The 19,827-nt window shown below is 34.5% G+C and carries 12 protein-coding genes and 1 tRNA gene; 12 read left to right on the forward strand and 1 reads right to left on the reverse strand.

The window, feature by feature from the left end:
- Window positions 1-11: 11 nt before the first annotated feature.
- From GQ45_RS12930 to GQ45_RS12960, 7 genes are all read left to right on the forward strand, one after another.
- Entirely contained in the window at window positions 12-569 is a 558-nt protein-coding gene (locus GQ45_RS12930) for a DUF2911 domain-containing protein (RefSeq protein WP_255352062.1), read from the forward strand.
- A 1-nt stretch (window position 570) separates the two neighbouring features.
- Window positions 571-1,275 (forward strand): PepSY domain-containing protein, encoded by a 705-nt coding sequence (locus GQ45_RS12935; protein ID WP_047418640.1) that lies wholly within the window; start codon window positions 571-573, stop codon window positions 1,273-1,275.
- 187 nt (window positions 1,276-1,462) lie between these two features.
- Window positions 1,463-2,029 carry an AraC family transcriptional regulator gene (locus tag GQ45_RS12940; RefSeq protein WP_047418642.1) on the forward strand — a complete coding sequence of 189 codons (567 nt, stop codon included), beginning with the start codon at window positions 1,463-1,465 and terminating at the stop codon, window positions 2,027-2,029.
- Between the two features lie 18 nt (window positions 2,030-2,047).
- Entirely contained in the window at window positions 2,048-2,842 is a 795-nt protein-coding gene (locus GQ45_RS12945) for a cation transporter (protein ID WP_197056957.1), read from the forward strand.
- A 119-nt stretch (window positions 2,843-2,961) separates the two neighbouring features.
- Entirely contained in the window at window positions 2,962-5,220 is a 2,259-nt protein-coding gene (locus tag GQ45_RS12950) for a cation-translocating P-type ATPase (protein WP_047418645.1), read from the forward strand.
- A gap of 23 nt (window positions 5,221-5,243) precedes the next feature.
- On the forward strand, window positions 5,244-5,456 hold the full coding sequence (locus tag GQ45_RS12955; protein ID WP_047418647.1) for a heavy-metal-associated domain-containing protein: 213 nt from the start codon (window positions 5,244-5,246) through the stop codon (window positions 5,454-5,456).
- Window positions 5,457-5,470: 14 nt separating this feature from the next.
- The gene (locus GQ45_RS12960; RefSeq protein ID WP_047418649.1) at window positions 5,471-6,250 is read left to right on the forward strand and encodes a zinc-dependent peptidase; all 780 of its coding nucleotides are present in this window, start codon (window positions 5,471-5,473) and stop codon (window positions 6,248-6,250) included.
- Between the two features lie 121 nt (window positions 6,251-6,371).
- On the opposite strand, the gene GQ45_RS12965 is transcribed toward GQ45_RS12960, so the two are convergent.
- On the reverse strand, window positions 6,372-7,586 hold the full coding sequence (locus tag GQ45_RS12965; protein WP_047418650.1) for a site-specific integrase: 1,215 nt from the start codon (window positions 7,584-7,586) through the stop codon (window positions 6,372-6,374).
- A 403-nt stretch (window positions 7,587-7,989) separates the two neighbouring features.
- Here GQ45_RS12965 and GQ45_RS12970 point away from each other — a divergent pair, with 403 nt between their 5' ends.
- The 5 genes from GQ45_RS12970 to GQ45_RS12995 all read left to right on the forward strand — a co-directional run bounded on the left by GQ45_RS12970 (window position 7,990) and on the right by GQ45_RS12995 (window position 19,825).
- Window positions 7,990-8,919, forward strand: a complete 930-nt coding sequence (locus GQ45_RS12970) for a DUF58 domain-containing protein (RefSeq protein ID WP_047418652.1) — start codon at window positions 7,990-7,992, stop codon at window positions 8,917-8,919.
- 244 nt (window positions 8,920-9,163) lie between these two features.
- Window positions 9,164-9,237: transfer RNA gene (locus GQ45_RS12975), tRNA-Asp, on the forward strand.
- 465 nt (window positions 9,238-9,702) lie between these two features.
- Window positions 9,703-14,100 (forward strand): PAS domain-containing protein, encoded by a 4,398-nt coding sequence (locus GQ45_RS12980; RefSeq protein ID WP_047418653.1) that lies wholly within the window; start codon window positions 9,703-9,705, stop codon window positions 14,098-14,100.
- Window positions 14,101-14,230: 130 nt separating this feature from the next.
- Window positions 14,231-15,232: a PAS domain S-box protein gene (locus tag GQ45_RS12985; RefSeq protein ID WP_047418655.1), complete on the forward strand. Its 1,002-nt coding sequence runs from the start codon at window positions 14,231-14,233 to the stop codon at window positions 15,230-15,232.
- Window positions 15,233-15,787: 555 nt separating this feature from the next.
- Window positions 15,788-19,825: a PAS domain S-box protein gene (locus tag GQ45_RS12995; protein WP_047418657.1), complete on the forward strand. Its 4,038-nt coding sequence runs from the start codon at window positions 15,788-15,790 to the stop codon at window positions 19,823-19,825.
- Window positions 19,826-19,827 lie beyond the last annotated feature (2 nt).

Raw genomic sequence — 19,827 nt, forward strand, 5'->3', positions numbered from 1 at the left:
TTTTTACCCTAATGTTATGTGCTCTTCTTTTTACGTCTTGTAAGCAAGATAAAAAAGAAAAAAAGAAAACTCCAGAACAATCACAAACTGAAACTACATCTAAGCCGTCAAAGAAAATATTAAGTCCACATACTTCAACTATGGCAATGATAGGTGATGCTCATATTCATATCGACTATTCATCACCTGGAGTTCGAAATAGAATAATATTTGGTGGATTGTTGGCCTACGATCAGGTGTGGCAAGCTGGCGCACATAATGCAACTTGGTTAGAAACTAATAAAGATTTAACCATTGAAGGAAAAGAGTTGAAAGCTGGCAAATACGGATTCTTTGTAATTCCTAATGAGAAAGAATGGACAATCATTTTCAATACCAATTGGGATCAACACGGTAAAGATGAATATGACGAGAAAGATGATGTATGGCAATTTAAAGTAACCCCTCAAATGTCCGAAGAAGTTCAGGAACATTTAGAATATAAGATAGTAAAGACTTCCGATACATCAGGCACAGTGAGTTTGAGTTGGGAGAAGGTCTTTGTTATATTTCCATTTGAAGTAAATTAAAATGGTAAAAAGGAAGACAGCATTAAAAATTAGAAAAGCACATCGTTATTTGGGCCTCTTTTTAGGTGTCCAATTTTTAATGTGGACTATCAGCGGGATGTATTTTAGTTGGACGGATATTGATGATATACACGGTGATCAGTTCAGGAATTTAGAGTACCAGCCTAAAGCGTTTAATAACCTAATTAGTCCATCTCAACTGGAAGTTGCCAAAGGAATCAACAGTATTGAAATGCGGGACATTAATGGTGTACCATATTACTGGATAAACCAAGAACAACTTTATAATGCCTCAAATGGAGAATTAAGGGTAGGAATTACAGAAACTGAAGCTCTGTATGTAGCCAATCAGTTTATGGACAGCTCGTTAGAGTTTAATAATGTGGTACGGATAAATGAAGTCGATAAAAAACACGAGTATCGCGAAAAACTATTGCCGGCCTATGTGATTTCTTACGATAATGATGAAGCTATCAAATCGTATGTATCTGTTAATGACGGCAAATTCCAAACCGTAAGACACCGCAGTTGGCGTTGGTTCGACTTCTTATGGATGACACATACTATGGACTATGAAGGAAGGGATAATTTCAATACAATCGTTTTAAGGGGATTTTCACTTTTAGGACTAATTACTGTATTAAGTGGATTTTTACTTTGGTACACGTCATCACAAACCATTAGAAAAATAAAAAAAAGAATTTGAAAAATAGTGAGTGATAATAGAAGAAATAGAAGGAAAAGTGAAAGAAATAAGCATCGGCCTAAAAGTGATATTGCAAGAAAGGATAAAATTATTGGATTACTATGTATACTAATCATTTTTATATTGGCAGCCGTTATTGCATATTATTATTCACTTTCTAAAGCAGGATTAAAACTATTTTAAAAAAATGAGTTCTACAATCCACATAAAAAATATGGTTTGTCCAAGATGTATCTCGGCAGTATCCAACATTTTAAAAGAGCTAACTATTCCTCATAGCTCAATTAAATTAGGAGAGGTTGAATTAACAACGCCTTTAAATGAGGAAACTAAAAACATTTTTTCTAAAGCACTTCAAGATTCAGGCTTCAGCTTAATCAACAATCGTAAAAGCCAACTTATTGAACAAATGAAAACTTTGATTGTAGATAAAATCTATCATTCAACTGTTGAACTAAATATTAAATGGGCAGACTATTTAAGTGAAAAATTGCATCTTGATTATAAATATTTAAGTTCCCTATTCTCGTCGGTAGAAAGTATCACGTTTGAGCAGTACATCATCAACCAAAAAATAGAACGGATTAAAGAACTTATAGTTTATGACGAATTAACCTTGAGTGAGATAGCTTTTAAACTTCATTATAGTAGTGTCGCGTATTTAAGCAATCAGTTTAAAAAGGTTACAGGAATGACACCTACACAGTTTAAAAAATCTGTGAATAAGAACCGAAAATCTTTGGATGATATTTGAATTTTATAAAAGAAAATAGTGCTAAAAACAATATTTGAAATAACCAAAATGGACTGCCCTTCGGAAGAAAATCTAATCCGAATGAAATTGGACGTAATTTCAGAAATTAAAAATCTTGACTTTGATATCGCTAACCGAAAACTGACCGTTTTTCACCAAGGTCAAATTGAGGAAATAGAACAATCAATTTTACAACTTAATTTAGGCGGAAAATTATTGACAACAGAAGAAACAGACCAAATCGAATTCAAAGAAGAAACAAATCAAAAAAAATTACTTTGGACAGTTCTCGGAATCAACTTTGCTTTCTTTGTTATTGAAATGGTAACAGGCTTGATTTCAAAATCAATGGGACTTGTTGCGGACAGTTTGGATATGTTAGCTGACAGTTTTGTTTATGGAATTAGCTTATTCGCTATTGGCGGCACATTAATCAAAAAGAAAAGAATAGCTAAAATTGCAGGATATTTTCAAATACTACTTGCTACAATAGGATTTTTGGAAGTTTTAAGACGGTTTTTCGGAGCGGAAAAACTTCCCGACTTTTCCACAATGATTATCGTTTCGATATTTGCACTTATAGCAAACGGAATTTGTCTTTACATTTTACAAAAGTCAAAAAGTAAAGACGAGGCACATATGAAAGCAAGTATGATTTTTACCTCAAATGATGTAATTATAAATACAGGTGTAATTATTGCAGGACTTTTAGTTTACTGGTTGAATTCTAATAAGCCAGATTTGATTGTAGGAACAATAGTCTTTATTTTAGTTATTCAAGGTGCTTTTAGGATATTAAAGTTAAGTAAGTAATAATATATAAATGCCGATATTCTTTTAATCGGTTAATTCTACAAATCATTCAGCCTAAAACATAACAGATTAAAGTCCATTAATTCTGAAATTTGTAGTCTACAAGTAAGAATAGGATTATGGAGACAATTAACGTATTTGAAACTAAAGAAAAGAACCACGAACAGGGTATAAAAGAATCATTTCCTGTTACAGGAATGACCTGCGCATCGTGTGCATCAAGTGTTGAATCTGTATTAAAACACACAGCAGGAGTATTTGATGCCAGCGTAAACTTTGCCAATAGTTCTGTTCTTGTCGAATACGACAAAGAGTTGAGTCCTAATCAACTTCAAAATGCACTTCGCGAAGTGGGTTATGACATTATCATTGATGCGGAGAATCCTTCAGAAGTACAACAAGAACTACAGCAAAAACATTATCAAGACATAAAAAACCGTACTATCTGGTCGGCCATACTTACTCTTCCCATTTTTGTATTAGGAATGTTTTTTATGCAATGGGAACCAGGTAAGTGGATTTCTTTGGTGTTAACTTTTCCAATTCTTTTTTGGTTTGGGCGTAGCTTTTTCATCAACGCTTTCAAGCAAGCCAAACACGGTAAAGCAAATATGGATACCTTGGTAGCTTTGAGCACAGGAATCGCTTTTATCTTTAGTGTATTCAATACCTTTTTTCCAGAATTTTGGTTGAGCCGTGGTATTGAACCTCACGTTTATTATGAAGCGGCTACGGTAATTATAACTTTTATTTCCTTGGGAAAATTATTGGAGGAAAAGGCAAAATCAAATACGTCTTCAGCCATCAAAAAACTAATGGGTCTTCAGCCCAAAACCCTAAAAATAATTGAGAATGGAGAAGAAAAGGAAATCCCTATTTCATCTGTACAGGTGGGTCAGACCATTTTGGTACGTCCTGGAGAAAAGATTCCTGTAGATGGAGAAGTTTCCAAGGGAAGCTCGTATGTAGATGAAAGTATGATTACGGGAGAACCTGTTCCAGTTGAAAAAATAAAAGATGAAAAAGTATTTGCAGGCACGGTAAACCAAAAAGGGAGCTTTCAATTTACTGCCGAAAAAGTAGGTGGAGAAACCTTACTATCACAAATCATTAAAATGGTTCAGGAAGCTCAAGGAAGCAAGGCGCCGGTTCAAAAGCTGGTTGATAAGATTGCCGGAATATTTGTTCCTGTCGTATTAGTCATTTCTATCATTACATTCATTGTCTGGATGTCAGTTGGTGGCGATAACGCATTTTCACAAGCCTTGTTGACCTCTGTAGCCGTGTTGGTTATCGCTTGTCCTTGCGCATTGGGCTTGGCAACACCTACCGCAATTATGGTGGGAATTGGTAAAGGCGCAGAAAATAATATTTTGATAAAGGATGCCGAAAGTTTAGAACTCGGTTATAAAGTGAATGCTATTATCCTTGATAAAACGGGTACAATTACCGAAGGAAAACCCTTAGTAACTGATATAATTTGGAAGGATAAACTTGAAAATAGCAATGAATACAAGCAAATTCTTTTGGCTATAGAAGCACAATCGGAACATCCTTTGGCGGAAGCAATAGTCAACCATTTAAAAGATGAAAAGGTTGAACAAGCTGAAATTGCTTCTTTTGAAAGTATTACAGGAAAAGGCGTAAAAGCTCAAACAGAAAACGGTTCACAATACTATGTTGGAAACCATAAATTAATGCTTGAGAAAAATATTCAAATCGACCATTCTTTAATGCAAATAGCAGAAAGTCTCGAAGAGCAGGCTAAAACGGTCATATTCTTTGGTAATGAAAAACAAGTGCTGGCGATACTCGCCATTGCAGACAAGATTAAGGAAACTTCAAAAAGGGCTATAGCAACGCTTCAAGAAAGAGGTATCGAGGTCTATATGCTCACAGGAGATAATAATAAAACCGCATCTGCTGTCGCAAAACAAGTAGGAATAACAAATTACCAAGGCGAAGTAATGCCTTCGGACAAGGCAGCTTTTGTTGAAAAATTGCAGGCGGATGGAAAGATTGTCGCAATGGTTGGCGATGGTATTAATGATTCCCAGGCTTTGGCGCAAGCCAATGTGAGTATTGCAATGGGAAAAGGTTCAGATATAGCGATGGACGTAGCAAAAATGACCTTGATAACATCAGATTTACAATCCATTCCAAAAGCGTTGGAACTATCAAAAAGAACCGTGTTGGGCATACGTCAGAATCTATTTTGGGCATTCATTTATAATCTCATCGGTATTCCAATAGCAGCAGGCGTTTTGTATCCCGTTAATGGATTTTTATTGGACCCAATGATTGCAGGAATGGCAATGGCTTTCAGCAGCGTATCTGTAGTTCTAAATAGCTTAAGACTTAAACGAGTAAAACTTTAATATTAATTATAAATTCAAATACTATGAAAACTTTAAAATTTAAAACAAATATCAATTGTGGTGGTTGTGTATCAAAAGTAACCCCATTTTTAAATAAGCAAGAAGGTGTAGAAAGTTGGGAAGTGGATACCGCTAATCCTGATAAAATCCTGACTATTGAAAGCGATGGTGCTACAGAAGAAGATGTAAAGGCTACCCTGCAAAAAGTTGGCTTTAAAGCGGAACCTGTAGATTAACACTCACGTTTAATATGGTTTATATTTTAATTTTGGTTGTGATTCTTCTGTTTGCTATTCATTTTTATCGAAAAGCGAAACGGAATAGCGTAAAGCCATTTCCAGAGCATTGGGATAAATTATTAATTGATAATGTGCTGTTTTATAGAAATCTATCAAAAGGCAGACAGCTAATTTTTCAGCGAAAAATGATGCTATTTTTAAGTGAGGTTTATATAGATGGTGTGCAGTTTGAATTGGAAGAATTGGACAAGATTTTAATTGCGGCAAGCGCAGTAATCCCTGTTTTTGGTTTTAAAGAATGGCATTACACCAACTTAAGCGGTATCCTTTTATATCCAGATTATTTTAATGAGGATATGCAATTTAGTAGTAAGGATAACTCAAGAAATATTGGTGGAATAGTTGGGAATGGACGTTTTGAGAAGCAAATGATTTTATCTAAAAAAGCCTTGTACCACGGCTTTAAAAACACAACCGATAAAAGCAATACTGGCATACACGAATTTGTGCACCTTATTGATAAGCTGGATGATAGTACAGATGGAGTTCCAGAGCGATTATTAGAACATCAATATGCATTACCTTGGTTGAATTTAATTCATAAGGAAATGGAAGCCATAAACGACAACCATTCTGATATCCGAAAATATGGAGGTACAAATCAAGCTGAATTTTTTGCAGTAGCTTCAGAATATTTCTTCGAGCGTCCAGACTTACTCAAAAAGAAACATCCTGACCTATATAAAATGTTGGTAAAATGTTTCAATCAAAAATTAGCGGATCCAATTTAAATTTAATTCCTATTTAGGAAAGACTAAATTTTTTTATTGGAAAAGATAAAGAGCGGATATTTTGTTGTTACAGATAGGTTTAGCATATTCAAAATATCCGCTAATTGATTTTTTTATTCCTTCAAAAATTTACCACACTATCTAATGCGTCATCCGCATCTCTATGCATAAAGTTAGATTGATAATTTATTGTAGTGGTAATCGATGAATGTCTGTATAATTTTTGGAGCATATTAATTGGGATTTTATCTTCCGATATATTCCCAAATGTATGTCTAGCAATATGCATAGTTACCTTTTTTGATATTTTGGCTTTATCAGCTACTGTTACCAAATATTTATTGAATTTCTTATTGGCGGTTTTTGTTTTAGCATAAACATCTTTAGCATCTTTTAAATCGGCTTTTTTCATTTCAGGAAATATAAAGTCCTCATCGCTCTGCTTGTCATTTATGTAATCTTTCAAAATTGGAAAAACTTTATCTGGAATTTTTAGGGATAATAGTTTTGAATTCTTGTTCATTCGATAGTGAAGTCTATTATCAAAAATGTCGTTCCAACGAATTTTTAATATATCAGCTACACGGATGCCAGCAAAGTAAAAACTGAAAAGCCAGAGATTTCGGGCGTGAGTTTCATTCTTGTTAAGGTTTTCAACTGACTCTAGCTCTATGACTTCATTTCGAGTAAGACCTATCTTTTCAGTTTCAGGGAACTTAATCCGTATTTTATCTGAACCGAATGGGTAAAGTTTTCTATCTACGATACCCAATTTAATGGCTCTGTTATAGATAGTTCTAATCACAATAAGATTATTTACTATCGACCTTTCTGATAGGTTGTGTTTTTTACGGAGGTAGGTTTTAAATTTCTTTAAAAAATTTTCATCAATTTCTTGAAAGGTAAGCTGCTTTGATGTGGTAAATTTTAAAACGTGATTAATTCTTGCTTTATCTGTTGAAAGCCTAGACAGCTTTTCATTTGCCTTTAAATCATCAAGAAAATCTTGTGCTACTTCGAAAAAAGTAACTGATTCCGAAGAAGCATAAAGTTTCTCTTTTATTTGATTGGCCGATATATCCTTTTTGCTCGATTGCAAATCAATCAGCATCTTATTCGCCTCAGACAGTTTAGTACTAAGCAAACCATTTAACCTATCTGAGTAAGGGTGTGATTTTCTAACTCTAATATTTTTCCCATCCCAATCATTAGGATCAATATTATGACCTATATAATGATAATTTGAGCGACGGTTTTTAGTAATACGAATACAAAGAGGACAATGCCCTTCTTTATTAGGCTTTTTCCGAAGTACTATTTTTGCATTTGATGACATATCTTAAATATTAGGATATAAAGATAATCATTTTTGGTACAACATAGGTACAACAAATTATGATTTTAAACGATATCAATTAATATTATATAAAATTAAATATATGCTAATCAGTTGATTATAATATAACTTATGGAAATTTGGCGGTAAATACGCTGGATTCAAAATCCAGTTCTTCGGAGTGTGGGTTCGATTCCCACCTTGAGTACTAAAAACCCTGTTAATCTTTTGATTTTCAGGTTTTTTTTATTCTTTTTGAGAGTATTTTCTTCTGATACTTCGCTGACTACGCCACATCTTTTGAATTATAGGATTTGAAACAGCAATTCCACGTTCATCTCGGAAAACCATTGAATTGTATTTGTTTTATGTGATACATTTTATTTTGAATTATCTTAGTGGCATGAATGTACAGTCAGAATTAGACAAAGCTACCTTATTTCAAAACTTAGAATTATTGGCAAGCCAAGTGGTTGAGGGTTTTATTAGTGGCATCCACAAAAGTCCGTTTCATGGCTTTTCTGCAGAATTTGCGGAACATAAAATCTATAACAACGGCGAAAGCACGAAGCATATAGACTGGAAACTTTTTGCGAAAACCGATAAGTTGTACACGAAGCGTTACGAAGAAGAAACGAATTTACGATGTCACATGATTTTAGACAATTCGTCTTCTATGTACTATCCTGAAATCAAAAAACTAGACATTAGCCATTTAAACAAAATAGGTTTTGGTGTTTTAGCGATTGCTGCCCTTATGCATATTTTAAAAAAGCAAAGAGATGCTGTTGGTTTAAGTATTTATGCGGATAAAGACACATTTTATACTTCAGAAAAAAGTAGTGAGCGCCACCATCAAATGTTGCTAGCCAAATTAAATGAGGTTTGTAATGCGGTAAGAGGGGCATCAGAAACCAAAACCTATACCTATTTACATTTAATTGCAGAAAAGCTAAAACGGAGAAGCCTATTATTCTTGTTTAGCGATATGTTTCAAACCGAAACAGAAGATGCCCAATTATTTGAGGCACTGCGCCATTTAAAATACAACAAACATGAAGTAGTTTTATTTCATTTACTTGATCATCAAAAAGAGGTAGCTTTTGAATTTGAAAACACGCCAAAGCGCTTTGTAGATGTTGAAACGGGGATGTCTATAGATTTGTATGCCGAAAATATTCAAAAAGCCTATCAGCAAAAAATAAGCGAATATATACAGCAACTAAAGCTAAAATGTGCACAGTATAAAATTAAATATGTGCCTGTTGATATTAATGGCGATTTTTCTACCATATTGAATACCTACATCAGCGAAAGGAAAAACTTCTTATAGGCTTAACCTTTAATACCTATACTCTTAGTGATTACAGGATGTATAAAAATGAAAAATGAAGTTTTTATGTATTAGGATCATAAAAATTATAAACTGAATAAGGTATGTAAGTCATTGATTAGTAGCGCTAATTTTAGGTTTAATCCTAGCCCTGCTATTTTTTTTTCATTAAAAAGTATTTTTTTAATGAAATTTGTTTGCGAAATTAAATAAGCGATGTATATTTGCAACCGCTTAAAGCAACGGTTCGGTAGTTCAGTTGGTTAGAATACCTGCCTGTCACGCAGGGGGTCGCGGGTTCGAGTCCCGTCCGGACCGCTAAAAGGCTTCAACGTAAAGTTGAAGCTTTTTCGGTTTATATAGTTTCGTTAAGAAATATGGTAAGGGCTAGAAGTTTATCCTGAGCGAAGCTAAGGGAGTCAGGTTCGGCTCGTCAAATAATTTTAAATCCTTGTAAATCATATATTTACGAGGATTTTTTATTTTTAGGGAACAAATAGAAGAGGTGGTAAACTCTCTTTTATTCATCATAACCTGAAGTGCTTACCCGATGTATAAATTTTTCAATATTTTCTTTAAGTGCTTTATTCATTTCTTGCCTTGTTGAGCGCCCTTTGTTTTTCTTGATCCTAAGGTTTACGTTCAAGTGCCAAATCATCAATAGTTTTATTATTGCTTATATTGTTATATCTTTTAGTATTGTTTATTGACCGTGTATTGATTTTGAAAAACCCAAAGCCTGTAAACTATTCGTAAGTAAACAAAACAAAATTTAGTACCTCTATGGAGAAAAAATTATCGGAGTTGAACAAAGCCTATCAAATTATGGATACTGCATCCGAAGTTGATTATGACGAGATCACTAAACTGGCCTCCGTAATTTGTGATTGTCCTATGTCATTGATCACTTTTTTTAATGAAGAAAAACAATTCTTTAAATCTCATTTCGGAATTGATGCCATAGAAACACCTATTGCTGATTCTTTTTGCAAATATGTCATTGAAGGGGGAGATGAGCCTATGATTGTCAATAATGCTAACGACGATATGCGATTCAACCAAAATCCGCTAGTTGTAGGGGATCCAAACATTGTTTTTTATGCGGGCTACCCCATTAAAAACTATGAGGGTATTGCATTTGCGTCTATTTGTGTGGTCGACAAAAAATCAAAGGATCTTACACTTCAACAAAAGGAAGCTTTAAAAGCATTAGCACATCAGGTCGAGCAGCTTTTAGAACTACGCAGGAGCAAAATTGAGTTGGAAAAGAAGAATTTGACCATAAGTACTAAAAATACAACTTTAGAAAATATTATTGAGGGAACAGATGCCGGAACTTGGGAATGGGACGTTCCGTCAGGCATTATTCTTCTAAATAAAAAATGGTTTCAACTGCTGGGTTATGAAGATCATAATCACGAAGCGATGACCATTGAAAAATGGAAAAAATTAGTGTTTTTAGAAGATCTAGATCGGTTTGAAAGAGGTTTAGCTGATTGTTTGAGTGAGCGCGCTGGGACATTTAATTTAAAATACCGCATAAAAGATGCAAATGCTAACTTTATTTGGGTAGAAAATAGAGCAAAAGTTACGATACGATCAAGTGACGGCAGCCCCATTAAAGTATTTGGTATTCAATTAAATATTCACAAAGAGAAAGTATTTGAAGATCAATTTGTAACTATCGCAGATAGTATTCCTGGGGCGGTTTTTAGGTATGAATTAGCTAACGACGGCAGCGATGATTTAACCTACGTAAGTCAAGGGTTTCTAGATTTGTGGGGAATCTCAGCGGAAGAAGCTATGGAAGATAATAGTCGTATTTGGAGTTTAATTTTAGAAGAGGATTTCCCAAAAGTTCAAAAATCTATAGAAGAATCTGCCCAACATATGACGAATTGGGTATCCGAATGGAGGATAAAACAACCCAATGGTGCTATGAAATGGCATAAGGGAATTGGGAAACCTTCTAAAAACCCAGACGGAAGTACGTATTGGGACTCTATTATTTTAGATATCACCGAGGAAAAGAAAATTTCTGAGAGCTTATTAAAAAGAAATGAATTTATTGAAGTAATCTTGGAGAATTTGCCAATCGGTATTGCCGTAAATGATATAAGCACTGGTCAAGCGAGTATTGTTAATCAAAAATTTTCAGAAATATACGGATGGAGTTCAAAGGATCTTACTGATGTTAATACATTTTTTGAAAAGATTCATTCCGATGACGCTAGGAAAAAAGAGATGAAGAAAAATTTCTTGGCAGACGTACAAAGTGGAGTTTCGGAAAGAATGTCTTGGAAGCGCAGGGAGATTGTACAGGAAAGCGGGGAGAAAAGAATCATAGACGCCAAAAACATTCCTTTATATTCCCAAAATATTATGATTTCAACCGTGTTAGACCATACGGAACTGTATACCAATCAGAATAGATTAAAAGAATTAAATGAACGCTTTAGATTTGCAACAAAAGCAACTTCTGATACCATATGGGATTATGACCTCATAAAAAATGAATTGTATTGGGGCGAAAACTATGAGCTTAATTTTGGAAGTAGGCCTTCAGAAGATCTTTCTCAAAATATTACTATTTGGGAAGAAAAAATACATCCCGAAGATAGGGATAGAGTAACCGAAAGTCTTAATAGTTTTATAGGGAGTTTAGAGACTAACTGGATTTGTAATTATAGATTTAAAAAACAGGATGGAACCTATTTAGAGATATTGGATAAAGGCTTTATTGTAAGAGATAGTGACGAGAAAGGTACCCGGATGATTGGCGCTATGCAAGATATCACGGATCAAAAAGTAAGAGAACAACAATTAAAATTATTTGAATCTGTCATTAATCATTCTGCCGATCCAATCATCATTACTGAGGCAGAGCCCTTGGATTATCCCAATGGTCCAAAAATAATTTATGTAAACGATTCCTTTGAAAAATTAACTGGATTTAAGGAAGAAGAAGTATTAGGGAAAACACCTCGTATTTTACAGGGAGTACGTTCAAGTCCAGAAACTCTAAAACGAATCGGAACAGATTTAAGGTCTTGGAATACGGTCGATGAAGACATCCTAAATTACACCAAAGATGGTAAAGAATTTTGGGTAAACCTTTCCATTGCGCCAGTTCGAAATGAGAAGGGCTATTGTACGCATTGGATATCTGTTCAAAAAGATATTACTCAGAAGAAGAATTTAGCCCTCTTTAAAGAGGTTTTAAGGAATATTTCTAATGTTTTCAGTAAAGAACTTAATTTCAATGATTCTTTAAGCGAGGTATCAAACCTTTTAATGAACCATTACAAGTCTGACCTTGTGGAGGTTTGGTTGCTAAATGTAAATAGAGATAAAATTTATTTGGCTGCAAATCAAGCGCAAGATTCAAAGTTTGCAGGCTTTACAAAGAACGGCTATAACTTAAAAGGTTTTAAAAAAGGGGAGGGATTACCCGGCCTTACATGGGAAAGTGAGTCAAAACAACATTGGCAATACAATCAAGATAATAAAAATTTTGTACGTGTTGAGATTGCTAAAAATTTAGGCTTGAAAAGTGCTGATAGTTTACCATTAATTTATAACGGAGAAATTATTGGAACCTTAATTTTGGGTAAAAGTTCTTTAGATCCCAATTACTTAGAGCAAGTTACGGACAATATTGCCGAATTAGGTGAATTTTTAGGGGTTGAATTGTCAAGAAAACGTTTAGAAGTCGAGTTAGATCAATTGATAAATTATGCGCCTGGCTATATTTGTAGTTTAGACGATAAAGGATGTTTAAAAAGGGTCAATGTGGCCTTTTATGAATTTTTTGATATTGAACCTATAGATTTATTTAAAATTAATTTCAAAGATCTTGTACACCCGGCAGATAGTCATTTGGTAGATGAAATTTTAAATGATATTGATGCACCCAGAAAGTCAATAGAAATGAGGTCGTTGACGAAGGATAAAAAAACCGTATGGTTTTCGTGGAGTTTTAATCCGGGAATAGAAGATGATACTTTTTATGTGGTTGGTAGCGATATTACAAAAGCAAAGGAAACTTTGGAACAAATAAAATATTCAAATGAGCGCTTTTTGAAAATTTCCAAAGCAACCCAAGATGCTATATGGGAGTGGGATATTTTAAAAAACACTTTATTTTGGGGTGATGGTTTTAAAGATCGTTTTGGACAAAATATAGCAGAAAAAGAATTGAATTTAGAAACATGGTCCTTACTGGTCCACCCAAAAGATCGCCAGGCTTTTTTTGATAAAATTACAGATTCGCTTAAAGATAGAAACGCCTCATTTTTTAAAAATGAATATAGGTTTAAAAAAAATAATGGCAAGTACGCTTATGTCATTGATAGTGCCTATATCATAAGAGGAAATAGAGGGGAGCCTATTAAATTAGTAGGAGCCATTCAGGATATTACCAATCAAAAAAAATATGAAAAATCTTTAAAGCGCTTAAACAATGAATTAACCCTAAAGGCTAAATTATTAGAAACTTCAAATACAGAACTGGAACAATTTGCTTACGTCGCTTCTCATGACCTTCAGGAACCGCTTAGAATGATAACTAGTTTTCTGTCCCTACTTGAAAAAAGATATTCTGATAGGTTAGATGAAAAAGGCAAACAATTCATTTCTTTTGCCGTGGACGGTGCCACAAGAATGAGACAAATTATTTTAGAGCTACTGGATTACTCCAGAGTGGGTAACTTATTAGAAAATTTACAAGAAATAGATATTGAGGCCTTGATAAAAGAAGTAAGTATTTTACATAAAAAGCAGATTCAAGATAGCGCGGCTCTAATTACGACTAGTAATTTACCCGTAATTAACGCCATAAAATCACCAATTAGACAAATTTTTCTAAACCTGATTAGCAATAGTATAAAATATTGCGATGCTCAGACAACGCCGAGAATTCATATTTCATGCACAGAAGAAAAGCACTTTTGGAAATTTTCGGTGAAAGACAACGGAATAGGTATTGACTCCTTATATTTTGAAAAGATTTTTATTATTTTTCAAAGGCTACACAATAGAGATCAATATTCTGGAACAGGAATGGGCTTGGCAATTACCAAGAAAATTGTAGAAAGTATGGGTGGTAGCATTTGGTTAACTTCTGAGGAGGGCAAAGGAAGTACTTTTTATTTTACACTAAAAAAGAACAGAAATGAATAAAATATGTAAGCGGTGCCCTACTAATGTTGCTATGGTAAGGGCGATGAATGGAACAACCTTTATGTATACCGTGACAAGTAGTAGGCAATTTTGAGTTTATATCCTTAAATTACCAGAAAAATTGGGTCATATGGAAAAAGATAATAAAGTTTATCATATTCTTATCATAGAAGATAATATTGGAGATCAAATACTTATTAAAGAATATTTAGAAGAGCATATTTTAGAACCTAAATTTACCAGTGCTAGTACCTTCACGGCAGCTAAAGAATTCTTGGTAAATAGTGACCTCAGTTTTGATATCATTCTTTTAGACCTATCCTTACCTGATAAAAGTGGCGAACATTTAATTCAAACGATGTTACAATTAGCTGCAGAGGTACCCGTAGTGATCTTAACAGGTTATACAGATATGCCCCTGAGCATTAGATCACTGCATTTAGGGATTTCAGATTACCTTCTCAAGGATGATTTAACTTCCTTTAGTCTTTATAAAAGTTTGTTATATAATATTCAAAAGAAGAAGTACCTACTCGATTTAAAAAAATCAGAAAAGCGGTATAGCGACCTGTTTCATTTAAGTCCGCTCCCTATGTGGGTGTGCGATGTAGAAAATCATCATTTTTTAGATGTAAACGATGCGGCAATACAGCAATATGGATATTCTCACGCCGAATTTATGGGAATGAAGTTTCAAGATATTGAAAATAAACCAAGGGAATCTAATGCCTTAATAAGCAATCCTTTAAATGGTCAAGTTTCGGGTATTAGGGAAGGTCGGCATCGCTTAAAAAATGGGACAATTATCGATGTCGAAACAACCAGTAATGAACTGCTATACAATGCTAAAAAATCTCTGGTTACCTTGGTTAATAATGTTACCGAAAAAAATATTTATATCAAAGCGGTAGAGGAGCAAAATGCGAAATTAAAGGAAATAGCTTGGATACAGTCTCATATTGTTCGTGCACCATTGGCCAGAATTATGGGTATTGTTAATTTATTGGAGGTAGATGAAAATGAGTTGAATGAAGAACAATTATTCTTATTTAAAGGACTCATAAATTCAGCTCACGAGTTAGATGAAATAATAAAGGATATCTCTTCTAAAACGGCTAAAGCTGATATTTAGTTAGGAATCTATGATGGAAACTTTAAATTACCTAGAAACATAAAATACTTGTTTTGTTATCCAGAATACTAAGGCAAAAAGCAAATTTGCCAAATTCAACCCACATAGCAATACCAATTTCTAGTAGAGCCGATAGAAAAGGAGAAAACTCCCACTACTAATTTTTTTATGCCGATAAGATTTAAAAATCTCAAGCATCAAAAGGGCCCTACTTTTAATAATTTTAAATTCATTTACGCTCGAAGCCAATCTGTAAGTGTTGAGCAGTTTAGAGTTGATAGCTGCAGGAGATATCAAAAAATTAAATTGATTTTTGGTTTGGATTTCCTTTCTTCACTAAACTATCTAAGCTGGGAGATCTTGCTAAATTTAACAAAGTTGGCTATAACGAGTAATTCTTTAATAAAATGGCTAGTAGGTGCTAATTGTCAGAATTAAGAATACACACTTTAAGAAATTTATTATCTTAGGTTATTTTTAACCAATCAATAACAAATTAGTAACTTGTTGTTAGTTGATGGTCCTTAAGAATAACCGCAAAATATTAAACTTAGTATGAATCAAGCGCAGTTGACAAATATATACCTAGATCAAAGCAAAGATCATATTTGGATATTTAACCTTGACTTTCAATTGCTTTATGCCAATAAAAGATGGTTAAGCGTAGTTAAGGAGGTAGCGGGAGTTGAAAAGAAAATTTATGATTCTGTGTTTGCAGAGGGCTTTGGTGAGGGGTACACCGAAAAATGGAAAGCTTATTACATTAGGGCTATAAACGGAGAATTTCTAGAAATTGAGGAACATTACTCTCATCCAGAAACAAATGACATACAATACGGTCAAATTACCTTAAAACCTTTAAGAGGAGAAGATCATAAGATTTTTGCAGTGGCCTGCCAATCTCGGGATATTACGAGTATCGTTAAGCAAAAATCTGAAGCAAGTCAGCTGATTGATGCTTCTTTGGATATCTTTTGTACCATTAATGAACAAGGTAATTTTGTTTTTGTCACTGCAGCCACTGCTAGTCATTGGGGGTATGAGCCTGAAGAATTAATAGGGAGCCCTTATGTAGATTTGATTCTGGAAGAAGACTTACAAAAAACCGAAGAAGTAGCGGCTGCTATTTTAGGAGGTCAGGACGTAAAATCTTTCGTAAATCGCTATAAGAAAAAAAATGGGGGCATAGCTTATAATTTATGGTCTGTAAAATGGGATAACACATCAAAACTAATGTATTGTGTAGTACGCGACGCCCAAGAAATACTTGAACAGAAAGAACAAGTGCTGCAAAGTGAACAGCGCTTTAAAGCACTGATTCAAGAGGGGTCTGACCTGATTGGAATCTTAGACGAAGAGGGCAACTATAGCTATGTAAGTCCAACGAGCACTGCGGTTTTAGGAATGGCACCTGAAGCGTTTATTGGCCGTAATGCTCTTGAGTTTGTTCATCCCGATGATGTTGAACTAACTTTAGCCAGTTTAAAAAAAGTGGTGCATGAAAATAGGGTAGTGATTCCACCTTTGCGTTTTCAAAATCACAAAAAAGAATGGAGATGGCTTGAAACGGTATTGACCAATATGCTAGATAATCCTGCCGTGAAGGGTATAGTAGCTAATTCAAGGGATATTACGGAAGAAAAAAACCTTCGCGAATTGAATCGCCAGGTGGGCAAACTAGCCAAAATAGGAAGTTGGGAGTTTGATGCAATACTTAACACTATCTTTTGGTCAGATGAAGTGCATCAAATCTATGGAACAGACCCTCGTTCCTTTGTGCCGAACGTAGATGCCGCTATTAACTTTTACAGAGAGGATTATCGCCATCTAGCACTATCAAGTTTCGAAAAATGTATTCTAACCCAAGAGCCATATACTATTGAAGCAGTTATTGTCAACTCTAATAATAAAGAAATTTGGGTACGCACCACAGCTAAAGCAGAATATAGTGATGGTGTATGCACACGTGTGTATGGTAGTTTTCAAGATATAACCGAACGTAAAGAAGCAGAAATAAGATTACAATTATTAGCTGATAATTTGCCTGGGATAGTATTTCAATATCTATTCTATCCCGATGGAACCGAGGCTTTAAAGTATGTTACCAAAGGTTCGGAACAACTCTGGGGTTATGCAGCCGAAGCGGTAGTTGAAAATAATCAGTTAATCTGGGAAAGGATACGCGCTGCTGGTGATATTGAATATGTAAGAAAAAGCATTTCTGATGCTTTAACCACAAAGGCTAAATGGACTTGTCGCTTCAATTATGTGATGCCAACTGGTGAACTTCGCACACATTTTGGCATTGGAACACCCTCTTTTTTGATTGACGGTACCATTCTTTTCAACTGCGTTCTTCTTGATATTACCCAGGAAGCAAAAAATGAAAAGTTATTAGAGCAAGTAACAGAAATTGCACGAATTGGAAGTTGGGAACTTGATTTAATTAACACTGATGGAGAAAATATGTACTGGTCCCCTATGTTATTTGACATACTAGAGCTCGATACGAGTTACAACCCTACTTTGACAGGTGGAATAGAATTCCATATTGGTGAGAGTAAAGAACGGATACAAGCAGCATTAAATAATTTAATTGCGAATGGCACTGAGTTCGTTGAGGATATATTAATCCGGACAGCGAAAGGCAATAAGCGCTGGAACAGAGCTATAGGTAAAAGCGAAACAGTAAATAATAGGCGAATCAGAATTTACGGCAGCTATCAGGATATTCATGAGCGCAAAGTGGCAGAATTAGAATTATTAAAGGCTAAAGAAAAAGCGGAAAAAAGTGATGCGCAATTTAAAGCCTATACTGAACAATCGCCTATTGCAATATATACCACGAATATTGATGGAGATTGCGTTTATGCTAATGAAACTTGGCTTCAAATGACGGGCATGAATATAAAGGAGGTCTTAGGGAAAGGGTGGATTAATGCTTTACATCCAGATGACTTAGTTGATGTTGGCAATAATTGGTATACATCTATTAAATCAAATGGTAAATGGGCTTATGAGTATCGGTTTGTAAATAAAGAAGGAAAAGTTACCTGGGTGAAGGGAACAGCAAAAGAGCTATTTAATGAAAAAAAGGAACTTGTTGGATATCTAGGAACGAATATTAATATCACCGAGCAGAAATATGCACAACAAGAAAAAGATAGTTTACAAGCAACTATAGAAAATAGTTTGAATGAAATTTACACCTTCGACACAAAAACATTTCGGTTTAACTATGTTAATAAAGGGGCCCTTTTGAACTTGGGCTATTCAAAAAGTGAAATCATAAACTTAACTCCCCTAGATATAAAACCGGACTATACGCTAGCTTCTTTTACAGCACTTATAGCGCCACTAGTTTCTAATGAAAAAGAAAAAATTGTGTTTTTTACACAGCACCAACGAAAAGATGGAAGCCAATATCCCACAGAAATACATTTACAATTAGTAGTAGAAAACAATAATAAGCGATTTTTGGCTATTGTATTGGATATCACGGAACGTAAAAAAGCAGAAGAAGAAAACAAGTTCAAAGCTAATTTACTAAGTACTGTAGGCCAGGCAGCTATAGCAACGAGCCTCGATGGTGTAGTTAAATACTGGAATACAGCAGCTCAAAATATCTATGGCTGGACACCTGAAGAAGCCATAGGAAAGAATATAATGGAACTTACTACCATTGAAACTGATAAAGAACAAGCGAACCAGATCATGGATGTGCTAAAAAAAGGGCAAACATGGTCGGGTGAATTTAAGGTACGTAATAAGAATGGCACTAATTTCCCAGCCTTTATCACCAATTCACCCATTTATAATGATAATAATATCTTGTCAGGTATCATCGGTATTTCATCAGACATTACAGAAGAAGTTAAGAATAAGGAGTTACTCAGCCAGTATACCTATGAGCTGGAACGTTCCAACGAAGAATTAGAGCAATTTGCTTTTGTGGCCTCACACGACTTACAGGAGCCTCTGCGTATGATTTCAAGTTTCATGGAACTATTACAGCGAAAATACGAAGATCAACTCGATGAAAAGGGGCACCTTTATATCGATTATGCCATAGATGGCGCAAAAAGAATGAGGCAGATTATCCTAGATCTTTTAGCCTATTCTAGAGCGAATAAACCAACGGAAGGAAAAGAAGAGGTAGACTTGAACCAGCTATACCTAGAGTATCAACAATTACGTAGACAACTAATTTCAAAAAAAAGGGCGGTCATTAAATCTGATCATCTGCCAACGCTGAACACCTATAGAGCAGCTATAACTCAAATTTTTCATTGTTTACTTGACAATGCACTTAAGTATTCAAAGGACGATCTTACACCATTAATTGTGATTCAAGTTGTAGAAAATAAAAATGACTGGAAATTTTCTATTGAAGACAATGGCATTGGAATAGATGCCGAATTTTATGAGAAAATATTTCTAATTTTTCAAAGATTACATAATAAAGATGCGTACTCTGGTACAGGAATCGGACTTACCATAGCCAAAAGACATGTTGAATTTTTAGGAGGGCGGATTTGGCTAGAATCCATGCCAGAGAAAGGATCAATATTTTATTTCACCATCCCTAAATAGGA

Source organism: Cellulophaga sp. Hel_I_12, from assembly GCF_000799565.1.
GTDB lineage: Bacteria > Bacteroidota > Bacteroidia > Flavobacteriales > Flavobacteriaceae > Cellulophaga.

Coding starts and splice junctions, on each gene's coding strand:
- GQ45_RS12940 (WP_047418642.1), top strand. CDS start 1,463: ATGAGTTCTACAATCCACATAAAAAATATGGTTTGTCCAAGATGTATC.
- GQ45_RS12970 (WP_047418652.1), top strand. CDS start 7,990: ATGAATGTACAGTCAGAATTAGACAAAGCTACCTTATTTCAAAACTTA.
- GQ45_RS12960 (WP_047418649.1), top strand. CDS start 5,471: ATGGTTTATATTTTAATTTTGGTTGTGATTCTTCTGTTTGCTATTCAT.
- GQ45_RS12955 (WP_047418647.1), top strand. CDS start 5,244: ATGAAAACTTTAAAATTTAAAACAAATATCAATTGTGGTGGTTGTGTA.
- GQ45_RS12950 (WP_047418645.1), top strand. CDS start 2,962: ATGGAGACAATTAACGTATTTGAAACTAAAGAAAAGAACCACGAACAG.
- GQ45_RS12935 (WP_047418640.1), top strand. CDS start 571: ATGGTAAAAAGGAAGACAGCATTAAAAATTAGAAAAGCACATCGTTAT.
- GQ45_RS12985 (WP_047418655.1), top strand. CDS start 14,231: ATGGAAAAAGATAATAAAGTTTATCATATTCTTATCATAGAAGATAAT.
- GQ45_RS12930 (WP_255352062.1), top strand. CDS start 12: ATGTTATGTGCTCTTCTTTTTACGTCTTGTAAGCAAGATAAAAAAGAA.
- GQ45_RS12965 (WP_047418650.1), bottom strand. CDS start 7,586: ATGTCATCAAATGCAAAAATAGTACTTCGGAAAAAGCCTAATAAAGAA.
- GQ45_RS12980 (WP_047418653.1), top strand. CDS start 9,703: ATGGAGAAAAAATTATCGGAGTTGAACAAAGCCTATCAAATTATGGAT.
- GQ45_RS12995 (WP_047418657.1), top strand. CDS start 15,788: ATGAATCAAGCGCAGTTGACAAATATATACCTAGATCAAAGCAAAGAT.